The 16,269-nt window shown below is 64.4% G+C and carries 17 protein-coding genes and 1 pseudogene; 7 read left to right on the top strand and 11 right to left on the bottom strand.

The window, feature by feature from the left end:
- Positions 1 to 186: 186 nt before the first annotated feature.
- Both ACLEJU_RS22060 and ACLEJU_RS22055 read right to left on the bottom strand, forming a co-directional pair.
- Positions 187 to 783 carry a TetR/AcrR family transcriptional regulator gene (locus tag ACLEJU_RS22060; RefSeq protein ID WP_435425556.1) on the bottom strand — a complete coding sequence of 199 codons (597 nt, stop codon included), beginning with the start codon at positions 781 to 783 and terminating at the stop codon, positions 187 to 189.
- A gap of 88 nt (positions 784 to 871) precedes the next feature.
- Positions 872 to 2,215, bottom strand: coding sequence for an OprD family porin (locus ACLEJU_RS22055; protein ID WP_435425557.1), 1,344 nt, complete (start codon positions 2,213 to 2,215; stop codon positions 872 to 874).
- A gap of 282 nt (positions 2,216 to 2,497) precedes the next feature.
- On the opposite strand from ACLEJU_RS22055, the gene ACLEJU_RS22050 reads away from it, so the two are divergent.
- On the top strand, positions 2,498 to 3,148 hold the full coding sequence (locus ACLEJU_RS22050; RefSeq protein WP_435425558.1) for a TIGR04211 family SH3 domain-containing protein: 651 nt from the start codon (positions 2,498 to 2,500) through the stop codon (positions 3,146 to 3,148).
- A 93-nt stretch (positions 3,149 to 3,241) separates the two neighbouring features.
- Here the strand turns inward: ACLEJU_RS22050 and ACLEJU_RS22045 are convergent, their stop codons facing one another.
- Positions 3,242 to 3,514, bottom strand: coding sequence for a hypothetical protein (locus ACLEJU_RS22045; protein ID WP_110634172.1), 273 nt, complete (start codon positions 3,512 to 3,514; stop codon positions 3,242 to 3,244).
- 91 nt (positions 3,515 to 3,605) lie between these two features.
- Positions 3,606 to 4,526: a LysR family transcriptional regulator gene (locus ACLEJU_RS22040; protein ID WP_435425559.1), complete on the bottom strand. Its 921-nt coding sequence runs from the start codon at positions 4,524 to 4,526 to the stop codon at positions 3,606 to 3,608.
- A 123-nt stretch (positions 4,527 to 4,649) separates the two neighbouring features.
- Between ACLEJU_RS22040 and ACLEJU_RS22035 the strand changes: the two genes are divergently transcribed.
- Together ACLEJU_RS22035 and ACLEJU_RS22030 are read left to right on the top strand one after the other, a co-directional pair.
- A complete protein-coding gene (locus ACLEJU_RS22035; protein ID WP_435425560.1) occupies positions 4,650 to 5,384 on the top strand; it encodes an SDR family NAD(P)-dependent oxidoreductase in 735 nt (244 codons plus the stop codon).
- 18 nt (positions 5,385 to 5,402) lie between these two features.
- Positions 5,403 to 5,609, top strand: coding sequence for a tautomerase family protein (locus tag ACLEJU_RS22030; RefSeq protein WP_435425561.1), 207 nt, complete (start codon positions 5,403 to 5,405; stop codon positions 5,607 to 5,609).
- Positions 5,610 to 5,674: 65 nt separating this feature from the next.
- Here ACLEJU_RS22030 and ACLEJU_RS22025 read toward each other — a convergent pair whose 3' ends face one another.
- Positions 5,675 to 6,556 (bottom strand): LysR family transcriptional regulator, encoded by an 882-nt coding sequence (locus tag ACLEJU_RS22025; RefSeq protein WP_435425562.1) that lies wholly within the window; start codon positions 6,554 to 6,556, stop codon positions 5,675 to 5,677.
- Between the two features lie 114 nt (positions 6,557 to 6,670).
- Between ACLEJU_RS22025 and argC the strand changes: the two genes are divergently transcribed.
- Positions 6,671 to 7,606, top strand: coding sequence for an N-acetyl-gamma-glutamyl-phosphate reductase (gene argC / locus ACLEJU_RS22020; RefSeq protein WP_435425563.1), 936 nt, complete (start codon positions 6,671 to 6,673; stop codon positions 7,604 to 7,606).
- Between the two features lie 73 nt (positions 7,607 to 7,679).
- Entirely contained in the window at positions 7,680 to 8,366 is a 687-nt protein-coding gene (locus ACLEJU_RS22015) for a GNAT family N-acetyltransferase (protein ID WP_435425564.1), read from the top strand.
- Between the two features lie 118 nt (positions 8,367 to 8,484).
- Here the strand turns inward: ACLEJU_RS22015 and ACLEJU_RS22010 are convergent, their stop codons facing one another.
- The 5 genes from ACLEJU_RS22010 to ACLEJU_RS21990 are packed head-to-tail and all read right to left on the bottom strand — an operon-like array spanning position 8,485 to position 12,923.
- Positions 8,485 to 9,240 (bottom strand): ABC transporter permease, encoded by a 756-nt coding sequence (locus ACLEJU_RS22010; protein WP_435425733.1) that lies wholly within the window; start codon positions 9,238 to 9,240, stop codon positions 8,485 to 8,487.
- Positions 9,240 to 10,445, bottom strand: a complete 1,206-nt coding sequence (locus ACLEJU_RS22005; RefSeq protein ID WP_435425732.1) for an ABC transporter substrate-binding protein — start codon at positions 10,443 to 10,445, stop codon at positions 9,240 to 9,242. The genes ACLEJU_RS22010 and ACLEJU_RS22005 overlap by 1 nt, the downstream gene beginning before the upstream one ends.
- On the bottom strand, positions 10,432 to 11,253 hold the full coding sequence (locus tag ACLEJU_RS22000; RefSeq protein ID WP_435425731.1) for an ABC transporter ATP-binding protein: 822 nt from the start codon (positions 11,251 to 11,253) through the stop codon (positions 10,432 to 10,434). Before ACLEJU_RS22000 ends, ACLEJU_RS22005 begins: the two co-directional genes overlap by 14 nt.
- Positions 11,250 to 12,314 carry an acyl-CoA dehydrogenase family protein gene (locus tag ACLEJU_RS21995; protein ID WP_435425730.1) on the bottom strand — a complete coding sequence of 355 codons (1,065 nt, stop codon included), beginning with the start codon at positions 12,312 to 12,314 and terminating at the stop codon, positions 11,250 to 11,252. Before ACLEJU_RS21995 ends, ACLEJU_RS22000 begins: the two co-directional genes overlap by 4 nt.
- 48 nt (positions 12,315 to 12,362) lie before the next feature.
- Entirely contained in the window at positions 12,363 to 12,923 is a 561-nt protein-coding gene (locus tag ACLEJU_RS21990; RefSeq protein ID WP_294323840.1) for a carboxymuconolactone decarboxylase family protein, read from the bottom strand.
- Positions 12,924 to 13,026: 103 nt separating this feature from the next.
- Here ACLEJU_RS21990 and ACLEJU_RS21985 point away from each other — a divergent pair, with 103 nt between their 5' ends.
- Positions 13,027 to 13,932 (top strand): AraC family transcriptional regulator, encoded by a 906-nt coding sequence (locus ACLEJU_RS21985; RefSeq protein WP_435425729.1) that lies wholly within the window; start codon positions 13,027 to 13,029, stop codon positions 13,930 to 13,932.
- 114 nt (positions 13,933 to 14,046) lie between these two features.
- Here the strand turns inward: ACLEJU_RS21985 and ACLEJU_RS21980 are convergent, their stop codons facing one another.
- Entirely contained in the window at positions 14,047 to 14,586 is a 540-nt protein-coding gene (locus tag ACLEJU_RS21980) for an RrF2 family transcriptional regulator (protein ID WP_435425728.1), read from the bottom strand.
- A 268-nt stretch (positions 14,587 to 14,854) separates the two neighbouring features.
- Between ACLEJU_RS21980 and ACLEJU_RS21975 the strand changes: the two are divergent.
- A pseudogene (locus ACLEJU_RS21975) lies at positions 14,855 to 16,057 on the top strand (NAD(P)/FAD-dependent oxidoreductase).
- Positions 16,058 to 16,269 lie beyond the last annotated feature (212 nt).

Below are 16,269 nucleotides of genomic sequence, written 5' to 3'. Positions count from 1 at the left end.
GCGCACCCTGGCCCTCCAGACGCCTGCGTTCGGCCTCCTGAAGTCGCAATTTGCGTCGCCTGAACTATCGCGCGCTTAAAAGCAAAAGCAAAAGCAGAGCAAGAGCAAGAGCAAGAGCAAGAGCAAGAGCAGGAGCAAGAGCAGGAAGTTGCGTGGTTGATTCGGCTGACGATGCCAGCGCTTTCTTCACGCAATCGCCTCGATCAACGCCAGTATGTCGGCCCGGCTGACCGTGGTCTTGCTCAGGGCATTGTGGATGGTGAAGCCTTCGATCAGCGCATCCAGCGCCCTCGCAGTCTTTTCGTCGAAGTGAATCTGCAGGGCCTGACGCGACCGGGCCATCCAGTCATCCATCACGTAGGTGTACTCGGGATTGCGCGAAACGAAGGTGTACAACTCGAAGATCAGCAGCATCTGCCCCGAAGCCTTCCACAGATCACCACAGATCAGGTCGGCGACCAGTTCGCGGGCGTGAGCCGTATCACGGGCTTCGCCGAGCTGGCGGAAGTACTGGTCGGCGATGCCGTTGCTCATCTTCACGAAGGCCGCCGCGACGATTTCGTTGATGCTGGCGAAGTGATAGGTCATGGTGCCGGGCGAAACGCCAGCCTCTGCGGCAATGCGCCGGTAAGTCGCGCAGCCGGCACCTTCCTGGCGGATGACCTGCAACGCGGCATCGATGATCACGGCCTTGCTGTCTGCAGTGGTGAGGTCGTGTTTCTTCGGTCTGGGCATGCTCGGCTCGCTGCGGTGAGTGCCGGCGAGGATAGCAAGGTTGGGCATGGGGCAAAAATCTAAAAAAGGCGCCCCAAGCGGGGCGCCAAACCATCCACCTCTTACCAAAGGAGCTTGAACGCTTCTGAAGGTGAATTCACAACACTGACAGCGGGTATTCGACGATCAGCCGCACTTCGTCCAGGTCCGACTCGAACGCCGTGGCGCGGGTGGTAGCCTGGCGCACCCGCAATGACAGGTCCTTGGCCGCACCGCTCTGCACCACGTACTTGACCTCGAAGTCCCGCTCCCAGCGCTTCTGGTCGGTCAGCGGGTTACCGTCCGCGTCGCGACGCATGTAGAAGGCGTTGGCGTTGGAGTAATCCGCATCGGTACCTTTTGCATAGCGGGTCATGAACGACAGCCCCGGCACCCCGTAGGCCGCCATGTCCAGGTCATAACGCAGCATCCACGAGCGCTCCCTGGGCGAGTTGAAGTCGCTGTACTGGATGGAGTTGTCGAGGAAGATCGAGTCGGACTGGCGCAGGTAGTCGAAGTCATCGTCACCGTTGTTGCGCTGGTGGCTCAGCGCCAGGGTATGAGCGCCGAAGCGCACCCCGAGTTTCGCGCTCCAGATATCGTTGTCGAACGCACCAAGGCGCTGCTGGCCTTCATCGACGGCCTTGTAGTAGTTGAGGCCACCGATCAGGGCGAGGTCGTCGCCGAGCGGCCAGCTGGCACTGGTACCGGCGTAGTACTGGTTCCACACATCCTTGAGCCGGCTGCTGAACAGGCTGACGCTGATGTGCTCGTTGAGATCGTAGTCGCCACCGCCATAGGCGATCCAGGGCGAGTCCACCGGGCCGCCGTAGAAGGTCACGAAGTTCTCGCGCATGTCGCTGGAGACCGGCTGGCTCATGGCGTGCAGGCGGCCGGCCTGCAGGGTCAGGTCCTTGAGGCTGGTATTCTCCAAGGTAACCCCGCGAAAACTCTCCGGCAACAGGCGCGAATCACCCGCGGCCACAACCGGGTTGGCCGGGAACACATCACCCACCTTCAGCACGGTATCGAACAATCGCACCTTGGCGGCACCGCCCAGCTTGGTGTATTCGTCACGCGCCTGGCCGTCGTGGTCCACCGGCAGCACATCGAACGAACTGCGCCCGCCGTTGCGCCCACCGCCGGTGTCCAGCTTGAGGCCGAGCATGGCGAAGGCGTCCAGGCCAAAACCCACCGTGCCTTGGGTGAAGCCGGATTCGTATCGGGCGATGATGGCGTGCGCCCAGGTTTCGGAATAACCATTGCTGGCCGACTTGGAAGCGTTGTACACCGGGGCTGGCCCTTCGCGGTTGTCGCGGTTGAAGTAGAAGTTGCGGTTGAGCACGTTGAGCGTGCTGCCCTCGATGAAACCTTCGGCTGCTTCTTCGGTGGCGTGTGCCGTTGCACTGACGCCAGACAGCGCCAGGCATGCAGCCAGGGACAGGGGTGCGGTTCGGGTCATCCGAAGCTCCTTGGGGGACGTTTTTTGTTGTGTCGGCGGAGTCGGAGAGTGGGGCCTGGCGGATAACGCCAAAGTGATAGCAGCATTACAATCGTGTCATGGGCGCGCAGCGCCTCTAGTCCGGCTTTAGCAACATTCTGTAGGTAATTCCCACATCCAGCAGTGAACCTGCCTACAAAAATGCGGTCTGTCCCTGACGGTCAATTCACCGACCGGTTCGCCGGCTCCGTCGCTGATCTACAGTTACCGGGCCTATTTTTCCTGTTGCAGCGAAGACCCAAAATGCCTGAATCCCGCCCAGCCTCCCTTGCCCTCCCTGCCCTGCGCGGCAGCCTGCTCGCCGCCCTGGTGGCTCTTGCCATTCCCGCGCATGCCGAAGAGCCGGCCAGCGATGCGCGCTGGGTCAGCGACAGTTTGAGCACCTATGTGCGCAGTGGCCCGACCGATGGCCACCGCATCGTCGGCACGCTCAAGTCCGGGCAGAAACTCACCCTGATCGGCAGCCAGGGCAACTACAGCCAGGTGCGTGGGCAAAATGGCGACCTGGTGTGGATCCTCACCAGCGACCTGCAGTCGGTACCGGGCCAGAACGAGCGCCTGCCGCAACTCGACGCCCAGGTGTCGGAGCTGTCCGGGCAGCTCAAGACCATCGATGACAGCTGGAAGAACCGCGTACAGGGCATGCAGGAAACCCTCGACTCGCGCAAGAAGCTGATCGATGAACTGGAAGCCCGCAACCAGGCGCTCAACGAACAGCTCGACCAGAGCCAGTCAAACCTGCGCGATACCCAGGCACGCCTGGGCGACGAGAACAAGCAGGTGATGATGCGTTACATGGTGTATGGCGGCAGCATTGCTGGTGCCGGCCTGCTGGCGGGGCTGATCCTGCCGGCGCTGACCCGTGGGCGGAAGAAGAACGACCGCTGGTTCTGATGATCGATCCGGTGGGGACTTCGTGGGGCTGAAAGCCTGGCATGGCCGGCCTCTTCACGGGCACCGCCGCGAAGAAGCCGTACAGCCAGGTAACTATCTACTGCGGGCCTTGTTGTAGATGGTCTTGGCTTGGTCAGCCGAGGCTTGGCATTGGGTATAATCTCCCTTCGCCTGCGCGTCCTTGGCTGTTTTCAAGTGCTCTTTGAAGTCGTGTGCCATGCCACCATGCAGCCCCGGGCCATCGGCTTTATGGATGCTTTCCAGTTCACTGATCTTGGCCGCGCAGTTGCTTTTAGGGTCGGCGTGGGCGGTAAAGCTCAATACAGAAGCAATCACCAGTAGAGGCACGAATTTCATGGATTTCATGGAGCGTTCTCCTGGGTAATCGGAATGGTCATCGAGAGACAATGGCTCGACGCAGAAAAGAGCATAGTCGGCGCAGGCCCCTTGCGTCGGTTCAGATCAGCGGTCGAGCGCCCTCGGCAAACAGAAAGTCGATGAACGCCCGTACCCGCAATGGCATGTGCCGGGCCTGGGGGTAGATCAGCATGAAGGGACGCGAGGTGCCGCCATATGCGCCCAATACCTCGACCAGCTCGCCACTGGCCAGCGCGTCCTGCACGGTGAAGCGGTAGGCCTGCATCAGGCCACCTCCATGGCGCACCAGTGTCGCGGTCGCCAGAAAGTCGCCCAGGCAGGTGAAGCCACCGTCAGTATCCATTTCAACCTCGCGGCCTTCGATGCGAAAGCGCCAGGGCGAACGGCGGCCATTGCTAGCCAGCTCGAACTGGATGCACTCATGCCCGGCCAGCTCCTGCGGCACCTGTGGCGTCCCCATGCGGGCCAGGTAGCCCGGCGTCGCCACCACCACCAGTTCGGCATCCTCCAGGCGCCGCGCCACCAGCCGTGAATCGGCTGGCTCGCGGCCACGGATGGCGAGGTCGAACGGTTCTTCGGCGAAATCGACGTTGCGATTGCTGACGTGCACGTCTACCTGCACCTGTGGATAGCGCTGACGGAACGACGGCAACAACGGCAGCAGACGGTGATGCGCATAAGGGGTGGGCGCGCTGATGCGCAGGCGGCCGCTGGGCACGGCCTGGCCACCGGTGGCCTGGCGCTCCGCCTCGACCAGTTGCCCGAGCGCCTGTCGACATTGCTGGTAATAGGCCTGGCCGGCGTCGGACAGGCGCATCTGCCGGGTGGTCCGCACGAACAGGCGCACGCCCAGGCGCTCCTCCAGGCGCGCCACGCTGCGGCTCACTGCCGCCGGGGTGACACCGGCCTCGGCGGCCGCAGCGGTGAAGCTGCCGGTATCGGCTGCCAGGCAGAACAACTCCAAGCTGCCCAGTTGCAAGTCGTCGAAGTGGCGGGTCATGGCGGCTCGATTGATTACATGGTGTATCGATTGAAATGCCATCCGGCTCATTTTTCAAGCAGGCGTAGCGCCCTACAGTGATCTCCACCACGAGCCACCGGCTCACTTTCGGAGAACGCAACCATGAGCAAGCCAAGAACTGTCATCATCACCGGGGCCTCCAGCGGCCTGGGCTTCGCCCTCGCCGAGGCGTTCCTCGAACGCGGCGACAACGTGGTCGGCAATGCCCGCAGCCAGGCACGCCTGGAGCAGGCCGCCGCCCGCCTCGGTCACCCGCAGCGCTTCGTCGGCGTGGCCGGCGACATCGCCGAAGCCGAGACCGCCCAGCGCCTGATCGCCACGGCCCAGGCGACCTTCGGCGGTGTCGACATCCTGATCAACAACGCCGGGATCTTCATCCCCAAGCCCTTTACCGAGTACAGCGAGGCCGACGTCGATGCGCTAGTCGGCACCAATCTCAAGGGCTTCTTCTACCCATCGCAGGCAGCGGCGAAGGTCATGATTGCACAAGGCCACGGGCAGATCATCGCCATCACCGCTTCCATTGCCCTGCAGCCAGATACCCGCGTGCCGGCGCTGTTGCCGGTGCTGGTCAAGGGTGGGCTCAACCAGGCGGTCAAAGGCCTGGCCCTGGAGCTGGCCGCCAGCGGTGTGCAGGTCAATGCCGTAGCGCCCGGGATCATCGATACACCACTGCACAGTGGGCAGGTCGAGGGGCTTGGCGGGCTTTCGCCGAGCGGTCGCACGGGCAAGCCGCAAGATGTGGTGGATGCCGTGCTGTACCTGACCGATGCGCGCTTCGTCAGCGGCGTCATCCTGCCCGTGGACGGTGGTAGCACCGCCGGCACCTGGCACTGAACCGAGGAGCGAGCAGCCATGCCTTACGTCCATATCCGGGTGACCGATGAAGGGGTGACCCAGCAACACAAACGCCAACTGATCGAGGGCACCACGCAGTTGCTCGAACAGGTACTGGGCAAGCCACCGGCCAGTACCTTCGTGGTGATCGAGGAAGTGCCGACGGACAACTGGGGGGTGGGCGGCGAGACCGTGACTACGGTTCGCCAGCGAGAGCGGGACTGAGGCCCTGGGGGCGCGCTGCGCCCCTTTCGCCGGCAAGCGCGGCTCCCACAGATGTTTAGCAGCCGCTACTGGCGCAAGCGCTCCAGCGCCTCCAGCACAAACCCTGTGGCCCGCTCTACCTGCCCCTCTCGGCAGGCGATCCCCAACTGGCGCCACAACCCGGGCCGCAGCGGCCGGCGCGCTATGCGCCGGTCCAGTTCGGCGGCCTCACCTTCCTGCGGCAACAAGGTCGCGCCATAGCCGGCGCCCACCAGGCTCTTGATGGCATCGTTGTAGTTCAGCTCGATGCGCGGCTCGGGATACAAACCAGCCGCCGCGAACCACTCACCCGTTACCCGCGACAGCTGGGTGCTGTTGTCATTGAGGATCAAGGCACGCTGTGCCAGCCAGGCGGGGGTAACTTTGACGGGCGGCTGCCAGTCGGCCGGCACATACGCCAGGATCGGGTCACGCCGCCAGGGCGTGAGCCTGACCCCCTTGCCAGCCACCTGTGGCAGCGCCACCAGGCCGATATCCAGGGTGCCTTCGCGCAAGCGCGCCAGGGAAGCCTGGGAGGTCAGCACCTGAACCTGTACGTCGATGCCGGGGTGCGCCACCCGCAGATGCTCAAGGGCCTTGGGTAGCAGATGAGCAATCGCACCTGTGGAGGCGCCCAGGCGCACCCGCCCGGTCAGCCCCTCGACCTGGCGACGCACCTCGTCCAGCGCCAGGTCGGCATCGGCCAGCAAGCGACGAGCGCGTGCCAGCAAGGTCTCGCCGATGGTCGTGGGGCGAACTTGATTGCGGTTGCGGGTCAGCAGCGGCGCACCGACCCGCGCCTCCAGCTCGGCCACATGCAGGCTGATGGTGGGCGGCGCCAGGTTGAGCTGACGGGCGGCCTCGGCAAAGGAGCCCTGGTCGGCAATCACCACCAGAGTGCGCAGGCGGTCGAGGCTGATTTCGCGCATGGGCGGCGATCCTTGATTCATTAAAACTGAATGTCAGCATCATGATATTCAAATTTTCTTTCCCAAGGCCACAGGCGAGCATAGGTCATCCCTCCCTTGACCGGACTCCCGACCATGCACACCCCAGTTGTCTTCATCGACGGCGACCAAGGCACTACCGGCCTGCAGATCCACGCCCGCCTGCAGGGCCGCACCGACCTGCGCCTGCTGACCCTGCCCGAAGCAGAGCGCAAGGACCCACAACGCCGCGCCGACGCCATCAACAGCGCCGACATCGCCCTGCTGTGCTTGCCCGACGACGCCGCCCGCGAGGCCGTGGCGGCCATTGAGAACCCCGCCGTGCGGGTTATCGACGCCAGCTCCGCGCACCGCACCACACCGGGCTGGGTCTATGGTCTGCCAGAACTTGACGGGCAACAGGCCGAACGCATCGCCCATGCCAAGCGGGTCAGCAACCCCGGCTGCTACCCCACCGGGGCCATCGCCCTACTGCGCCCGCTGGTCAAGGCCGGCCTGTTGCCGGCTGACTACCCGCTGAGCATCCACGCCATCTCTGGCTATTCCGGCGGTGGGCGCGCAGCCGTCGAGCGGCACGAGAAGCCGGGCGCTGAATACGCCCCGACCTTGCAGCTGTATGGCCTGGAACTGGCGCACAAGCACGTGCCGGAAATCCAGCTGCACGCCGGCCTGTCGGCACGGCCGATGTTCCTGCCGGGTTACGCGGCCTATCGCCAGGGCATCGCCCTGAGCGTCCCGCTGCAACTGCGCCTGTTGCCTGGCCAGCCCAACGCGGAACAGTTGCAGGCTTGCCTGGAACAACACTACCAGGGCGCCCGCCATGTGCAGGTGATGCCCCTGCACCAGCAAGGTCCGGCCACCCCGCTCAACCCTGAGGTGCTGAACGACAGTAACGACCTGCGCCTGGCGCTGTTTGCCAACCCCGAGCACGGCCAGGTGGTGCTGACGGCGGTGTTCGACAACCTCGGCAAAGGGGCCTCGGGCGCGGCGGTGCAGAATCTCGACCTGATGCTTGCCGCGATGCGCGGCTAAAAAGGGTTTAGACTGTGCACCCCGCGCCAACCCGGTGCGGGGTGAGCCAACCGCAGCCGGAGCCCGTCCACCGATGTTCATCCTGAGCCGCCTCGACAGCGTGCCGCCCGAATCCTTCCAGAACCAGATCCGCGAGCTGGTGATCCACAACGTCGGCGATCTGAGCAGCGTCGCCATTCGTGCCGACAACCCGCTTTATCCGCTGTATCAGTACGGTGTCGGCATGGAGGTTCACCAGTACCTGCAAGCCATGGACGGCACCCGCGGCCTGGCTGTGCAGCTGACCCTGGCCCTGGATGCCGACGCCCCGGACCAGTTGCTCGGTTTCGCCCTGACCTTGCCGGCCCAGGACAACCCGCACGCATGCGCCCTGGCGTTTCTTGCCGTGGTGCCCAGCCAACGCCGCCAAGGCATTGCCCGCGCCCTGCTGGGCGATGCACAGGCGCGCTATGCCAGCGTCGAGCTGAATGCCTTTGCCAATCAGGTGCCCTGGTTCGAAAGCATGGGCATGCAGGTGGTCGCCGCCAGCGGGCCGCAGGTGCTGATGAGCAGCACCGGCCAGGCCAGTGGCGCGCTGATCGGTCGGCTGGACATTGCGCCAATCTACCAGACGGCCGAGGTGCTGCAGATTCACACTTACCTGCTTAATCAGCAGGGTGAGGATGCCATGCTCGATGCCGAGCGGCAGCGGGATGAATGGCTGGATGAGTTGACGGTGCAGGCCAAGGAATGTGTACGGGTGCGCAAGTCGGTGCATTGAGGTTCTGGGGCTGCTTTGCAGCCCTTTCGCGACACAAGGCCGCTCCTACAGGAGATCGCGTACCGTTGTAGGAGCGGCCTTGTGTCGCGAAAGGGCCGCAACGCGGCCCCGGCATTCTTCAGGCATGCACCCAACGCCGATGCAGCCCGCGGGCCAGGGCATCGAGCATGAACCCCAGCACGCCGATCAGCAGCACCATCGCCATCAGCTCCGAGTACGCCAGGCGGTCGCGGGTATCGAGAATGAAGTACCCCAGCCCCGCACTCACCCCGAGCATCTCGCACGGCACCAGCACGATCCACAGGATGCCGATGGCCAGGCGCACGCCGGTCAGTACATGGCCGATCACCCCAGGGAGGATCACCTTGCACAAGGTTTCCCAACGCGTGGCACTGAGGCTGCGGCTCAGCTGCAGCCAGCGCGGGTCGAGCTGGCGCACGCCCGCGGCGGTGTTGAGCAGGATCGGCCACAGCGCGGCGAAGGCCAGCAGGAAGTAGATCGGCTGGTCGCCCACGCCCATCAGCATCACCACCACCGGCATCCAAGACAGTGGCGAAATCATCCGCAGGAACTGGAACGCCGGCGTGGTCGCCGCCTCCAGATGCCGGTAGCTGCCGACCAGCAGCCCCAGCGGCACGCCGATCAGCAACGCCAGCAGCAAGCCGACCAGAATGCGCTTGAGGCTGACCCAGACATGCCCGTAGACCTCGCCCTGGCTGAGCAGCTCGACCAGGCTGGCCAGGGTCGCCTGGGGCGAGAAGCGCGCCGACAGGCCGTCGGCCTCGCCGAACAACCGCACACCCAGCCACCACAGCAACAGCAACCCCAGCAGGCCGGCCAAACCCAGGCCGGCATGTACGACATGCTTGCGCATCAGACCGCGAACTCCTCGCTACGCTGGAAGTTCTCGGCAATGCCGAACACCGAAGGGCCACCGACTGCCGCAATGGCATTGCGCACGAAGCGGTCATCGACCAGATCGCGAGCCGTTTGCGCTGGGTCCAGGCCGGCGAGGAAGCTGCTTTCGCCCTCGATCAGGGTATGCTTCAGGCGCTTGACCAGTTCCTCGGTGTAGCTGGGGTATGGGTAGGGCTGGAAGTCGATGCGCTTTTCGTCCCACTGCTGATGCTGTATCGCGCCACTGGCAATGTAGCTGGCACGGTCTTCGGCGGCCGGGGCCAGCACCTTGGTCAGCACTGCCGGCTCATGCGGGGTGTACTTGTTGGGGCCTGCCTTGGACAGCAGCGCCGCCGCTTCGGCACGGTGGTCGCGGGTCCAGTGCTGGGCCTTGACGATGGCGTTGACCACCTTCTGCGACCATTCCGGGCGGTTGTTAAGGTCGTGCTCGTGCATGAACACCACGCAGCAGGCGTGGTTGCGCCAGACATCGCCGGTAAAGCGCTGAACGCGGCCGACCTTGAGGTTCTCGGCCAGGGCATTGAACGGTTCGGCGACGATGTAGCCGGCGATACGCTTGCTGGCCAGGGCTGGCGGCATGTCCGAGGGCGGCAGCACCAGCAGGTTGACTTCGTTGGCCGCCAGCTGGGCATTGGCAGGCTTCGACACTGGGGCCAGGCCGTTGTCGTTGAGCATCTGCTGCAGTACCACATTGTGGATCGAGTACCAAAACGGGATGGCCACGGTCTTGCCGCCCAACTGCTTCATGTCGGTGATGTCCGGCGCCACGGTCAGGCCGGAACCGCCGACATGGTTCCAGGCCACCACCTTGGCCGGCACCTTGCTGCCATAACGTGCCCACACAGTCATCGGTGACAGCAGGTGAATGACGTTGACCTGGCCCGAGATGAACGCCTCGATCACCTGCGCCCAACTGCGCAGCAGCACCGGGCGCTCAGCCTTGATGCCTTCGGCCTCGAACAGGCCGTTGTTGTGCGCCACCAGCAGCGGCGTGGCGTCGGTAATCGGTAGGTAGCCGATGCGCACCGGCGCGTCGGGTTCGGCGGCTGCGCGGGCCTGCAGGCTGGACAGCAATGGCACGGCTCCGGCGGCAGTGAGCATGGCGCTGAGCTTGAGGAAGTCACGACGCGAAGTGGCGGAACAGCAGTCATCCATGCACATGTGCAGGCTCCGAAGGCAATGAGGTAGGGGAAGGTTCAGCCGTGCGGCTTGCCCGCCGAAGGGTTTTCAGGATCTCGATTCGCAGCGCGCCCAGCTCCTCGACCCGGTGCGCGCGCGGTTGCGGCAGGTCGATGTGCCATTGGCCCAGGATGTGCGCCGGGTGGTTGCCCAGTAGCAGCACCCGGTCGGACAACAACAGGGCTTCGTCGATGTCGTGGGTAATCAGCACCGCCGCCGTATTATGGGTGGCGATCAGTTGCAGCAGCAGTTGCTGCATGTCGGCGCGGGTCACTTCGTCGAGCGCACCGAACGGCTCGTCGAGCAGCAGTACTTCGGGCTGGCGCGCCAGGCAGCGTGCCAGCGCAGTACGCTGGGCCATGCCGCCGGACAACTGCGCCGGGTACTGATTGCGCGCATGGGCCAGGCCCACCGCGCTGATGGCATGGTCGATGCGCGACCGGCGCTCGGCTGCGGCCAGCTTGGGTTGGCGGGCGAAGTCCAAGCCGAAGGCGACGTTCTTTTCCAGGCTCAGCCAGGGCAGCAGGCTCGGGTCCTGGAAGGCCACTGCCAGGCGCGGATGGGGGCCCTGCAACGGCTCGCCGTGCAGGGTCACGCGCCCGCCACGCGGTTGCTGCAGGCCGGCCAGCACCCGCAGCAGGCTGGACTTGCCGACGCCACTGGGGCCGAGGATGGTCACCACCTCCCCTGGCGCCAGTTGCAGGTCGAAGCGCGCCAGCACGTCCTGCCAGCCGCCCTCGCGCGGGTAGCCCAGGCTGATCTCGCGGGCTTCGAGTAACGCTCGGCTCATGCGCTGGCGGCCTGGCGATGCAGCTCGGCGCGCAGTTGCACCAGGCTTGGGGTGACGATCGGCACGAACGCCGACTCGCGCCAGCGGCGGGCGAAGCCGGCACCGAACTCATCCAGGTACGCCTTGCCGCCGCTGGCCTGCAGCTCCAGCTGCACGGCGTCGGCCGCACTTTCGGCGAGGGTGATGCGCAGCTTGAACAGTGCCGCCGGCTGGCTCTGGAAGCGCTCTTCGAGCAAGCCTTGCTTGAGCTCGGCCACGGTGTTTTCCAGGCGTTCCTTTAGCACCTGGCGATGTTCTTCGAGGAACGACAGTCGCCCGTGCAGGTGTTCGTGCACTTCGTGCAACGAGCGCCGCGCCAGGCCGATGGCCATGCCGCACTGCAGGGCGAGAAACGCCGGGCGCACCTTTGGCAGGAATTCGCGGGCGTTTTCGTGCAGCAGCCAGTCGCGGCTCAACTCGACCTGGTGGAACGCCAGCGCTGCCGTGTTGCTCGATTGCAGACCCATCAGTTCCAGGTCGTCGGAGCGCTCAAGGCCCTGGCTGTCGGAGGGAATGGCCATCACGAACGGCGAGCCGCCGGCGTCGTCCTCGATGGCTGCTGCCACGACGAAGCCGCTCTTGCGCAGGTTGGTCACCCAGTGCAGGCGGCCTTCCAGTGTCCAGCCCGTAGCCTCGGGGCGGCCACGCACCTGCAATGCCTCGATCCCGGAGAGGAACTTCATGGCGTTGGACAAACCGGTGGCACCGGCCAGTTCGCCGGCCAGCAGGCTGGGCAGCAAGCGCTCGCGCAAGGCCTGATTGGGGCTTTGCAGCAGGTATTCGATGAACGCGCGCTGGCCCCAGCAGACAAAGGCTGCGGCCAGTGAACGGCTGGCGATGGCGGCGATGGCTTCGACCGCATGGGTGACCGCGCCCCCGCTGCCCCCCAGTGCCGGGGCGACGCCGACGCGCAGCAGCTGCGATTCGGCGATGTGCGCCAGCACCTGCTGCGGGTCGCATTGGCCCTGGTCGATAGCCTCGGCGTTGGCATCCAGCCACTGACGAAATGCAGCATCAAGCATGTCCCTACTCCTTTTGAAATCGCAGGCGCCACCAGCGCCAGGCGTCAATTACGCAGTTGGCTGCCAGCGGTACTTGCTCAGCTCGTCGTTGAGCGGCGTCTGGGCGAACACATTAGCAAAGTTGCACAGGGTTGCGAGACTCACGCCAAGAATCACTTCCAGGGCGTTGCCCTCGGTGAAGCCGGCTGCGCGGAAGGCCTGGTAGGTGGCGTCGCTGACATTGCCGCGGGTTGCAATGACTTCACGGGCGAATTCGGCCAGGGTCTCGTAGCGGGCATCCGGCAATTCGCCACGGGCACGCAGGGCGTCGACCACCTCGGCGGGCAGCTTGGCCTTGTTCAGGGCCACGGCGGTATGGCCGGCGACGCAGAAATCGCAACCGTGCTTGGTGGCGGCAATCAGTTGTACCACTTCACGCTCGGCCAGGGTCAGCTCGGATTTGCCGTTCAGGGCCGAGACGGTGACGTAGGTTTCCAGCGCTGCCGGGGCGTTGGCCAGCACGCCGAGCAGGTTGGGGATGAAGCCGGAGTTCTTCTGGGCGTTTTCGAGGAACGGGCGGGCCGCTTCCGGGGCGCTCTGCAGAGTGTGTAGAGTAATGCGCGAGGTCATGGAGTGGTCTCCTTTTGCTGTGTGTCGCTACAGTCTGTTGGTTATAAGAATTACCCTCCATATTCATCAGTCGCCTTTCCTTGCTCCTGAGTCTTTGCATTAGATGATTTCATCCAGCCATCTTGTCGATTGGTTATTAGAAAGCCTCGAGCTCGACGCCAGCCTGTTCCATGTCGGTCGCTACTGCGGCGGCTGGCATGCCAGCACCCAGGGCATGGGCCGCGCCAGCTTTCACCTGGTGGTGCAGGGCCAGTGCTGGTTGCACATCGATGGCCAGGCCGAGGCCGTGCGCCTGGCAGCCGGCGATGCCGTGTTCCTGCTGCGCGACCTGGGCTATCGGTTGTCCGGCGACCAGGACCCGATTGCTGCCTGTGCCCAACCACGCCAACAGATGCAGGCACTGGATGCGACGGCGAGCGATGGGGTGGGCCTGGTCTGCGGGTTCTTCGACTTCCGCGCCGGGTTGTCGTCACTGATCGTCGAGGGGCTGGCCAACTTGATCGTGTTGCGCGCCGATGAGCCGGCTGGCCATGCGGCGCGGGCGTTGTTTGGGCTGATTCTGGAGGAGTGCCAGCGCTCGCCATCGCAAACGGTGCTGGAACGCCTGACCCACCTGCTGTTTCTGTATGTGCTACGCCAGCAGGTACACGGCGGGCATTCGCTGGGCGGGCTGGTCGCCCTCGCCCGCCAGCCGGCGTTTGCCGGGTTGCTGGAGCAATTGATCGAACAGCCTGGCCAGGCCTGGACACTGGAGAGCATGGCGGTTTGCACCGGGTTGTCGCGTTCGGCGTTCTTCAAGCGCTTCAATGAACTGGCCGGGCAGTCGCCGGGGCAGGTGCTGCTGGCGCTGCGCATGCGCCATGCCTGCCGGTTGCTGCAGGCGGGCAATACCGTGGAACAGGTGGGCGCGCAGGTGGGGTATCAGTCGGTGGCGGCGTTTACCCGTGCGTTCGCCAAGGCCATGGGGGTGCAGCCTGGGGCCTATCGTCGGCAGCATGAACAGCGTTGACCTGCCGGCCTATTCGCGGGTAAACCCGCTCCCAGGTTCTTCACAGGTATTGAAACCTGTGGCGATCCTGTGGGAGCGTGTTTACCCGCGAAAAGGCCGGCACATGCGGTAGATTCAGACCTGGCTGACCGGAATGTCCCCGGCACTCTTGCCTTCACGTCGCTCGCTCATCCACTCATTGACCTGCTGCCCGAACTCGGCCGGCGCCTTGCGCCCGAATCGCCGCGCCAGATCAAGAATGGTCTGCTGCGCCAACGCCTCTTCCATGCGCTTCTGCGCCCCTAGCATCACCGCGTGGATGGCGCAGGTGCCCTCGGTCGCCCAGCCCGGCGCTGATCCTTCGAACAAGGTGCAACGTTCGCGGATCTCGCGGCAGTCGAAGATCTTCTTCGGCCCGTCGATGGCGTTGACGATATCCAGCACGGTGATTTCGTCCGACGGCCGTGCCAGGCGAAAACCGCCACGCACGCCTTCGGTGGCCGCTACCAGCTTGGCCCGGGCGAGCTTGGTGAAGACCTTGGCCAGGTATTCCTGCGGCACGCCCTGCAGCTCCGCCAGGTCGCGCACGCTGGACTCACGGGTATCACCTCGTTCATCCACGAGGTACAGCAGGCAATGGATGCCGTATTCGACGCCAGCACTGTAGAGCGACATATCTATCTCCGACCAACTTTGTCGTAAATATTACGCTGATCATGTGCGCAGCGCAAAGCTCTCCTTCGCCATTCGTCGCTATTTCAAGCCTATGCTTTCCCCTTTTAAGCCCTTGATCACAGGCATTTACCCGGCTTTAACCGCGCGTCGATCGCTACCCCTTCGAAAAAAACGCTTGCCGATTCAAACTACGATCAATACAGTCGTAGTTATTCGAGCAGCACAACCATCGCCCTCGAAGCCCTCTTCAACCCTGCGGAGCACTTCCATGAAATCGAACATCCTGATCATCGGTGCCGGCTTTGCCGGTGTCTGGAGCGCCCTGAGCGCCGCCCGCCTGCTCGACCAGGCCCAGCGCGACGACCTGAGCATCAGCGTGCTCGCCCCGCAACCGGAACTGCGTATCCGTCCGCGCTTCTACGAGGCCGACGTGCACAGCCTGAAGGCACCGGTTGGTGAACTGTTCGATGCAGTTGGCGTGCGCTTCATCACCGGCAACGCCGAGGCCATCGATGCCGAAGGCCGCAGCGTCAGCTATACCGATGTCGATGGCCAGCGTCAGCAAATTGCCTACGACCGCCTGATCCTCGCGGCCGGCAGCCAGGTGGCGCGCCCGGCGATTCCAGGCCTGGCCGAACATGCCTTCGATGTCGACCAGATGGAGTCGGCCGTGGAGCTCGAGCAGCACTTGCACAGCCTGGCCGCCCTGCCCGCCTCGCCGGCACGCAACACGGTGGTGGTCTGCGGCGGTGGCTTCACCGGCATCGAAACCGCCACGGAAATCCCCGTCCGCCTGCGCGCCATCCTGGGCAACGACACCGAAGTACGGGTATTGGTGATCGATCGTGGCACCCGCGTCGGCGCCGCACTCGGTGCCGGCATCACCCCGTCGATCGTCGCAGCCAGTGCACAGGCCGGCGCAGAGTGGCTGACCGGCACCTCGGTGGTGGCGGTGGATGCCGGCGGCGTGACCCTGGACAGCGGTGAGTACATCGCCAGCAAGACCGTGATCTGGACCGCCGGTGTAAAGGCCAGCCCGCTGACCGCCCAGGTCGCCGGCGAGCGTGACAACTTCGGCCGTCTCAAGGTCGACGACCACCTCAAGGTGATCGGCCAGGACCACATCTATGCCACCGGTGACACCGCCTGGGCCGCCGTCGACGAGCTGGGCAACCACGCCCTGATGACCTGCCAGCACGCGATCCCCATGGGCCGACACTCCGGCAACAACGCCATGGCCGACCTGCTGGGCGTAGCACCGGTGGTCTACCGTCAACCCAAGTACGTCACCTGCCTGGACCTCGGCGAATAGGGCGCGGCCTTCAGTGAAGGCTGGGAGCGCGAGTTGAAGCTGCAGGGCCAGGAAGGCAAGGAGCTGAAGCGCCAGATCAACGGGGTGTGGATCTACCCGCCAGCCGCCGATCGCGCCCTGGCGCTGGCTGCTGCCGATCCGCTGATCGCGATCGTTTAAGCGCATAATCCTGACAGATCCGTCAATTAATGACGGATTTGTCAGCATAAGTCGTTACATTGAATGACTGGTCAATATTAATGGCCATATGGCATCATTCAAATCAAAAAAACATTCAAGAGGGTGAGGCACACACTTTAATCCGCAGCGCATCGAGAGCCTGGCGCCATCCCCGGTGACCCGGCCATCCGACCATGCTCTTGACGCCTGCA

Origin of the sequence: Pseudomonas sp. SMN11 (assembly GCF_052041945.1) — a bacterium.
Classification (GTDB): Bacteria; Pseudomonadota; Gammaproteobacteria; order Pseudomonadales; family Pseudomonadaceae; genus Aquipseudomonas.
This window is presented reverse-complemented; position numbering and strand designations above follow the sequence as displayed.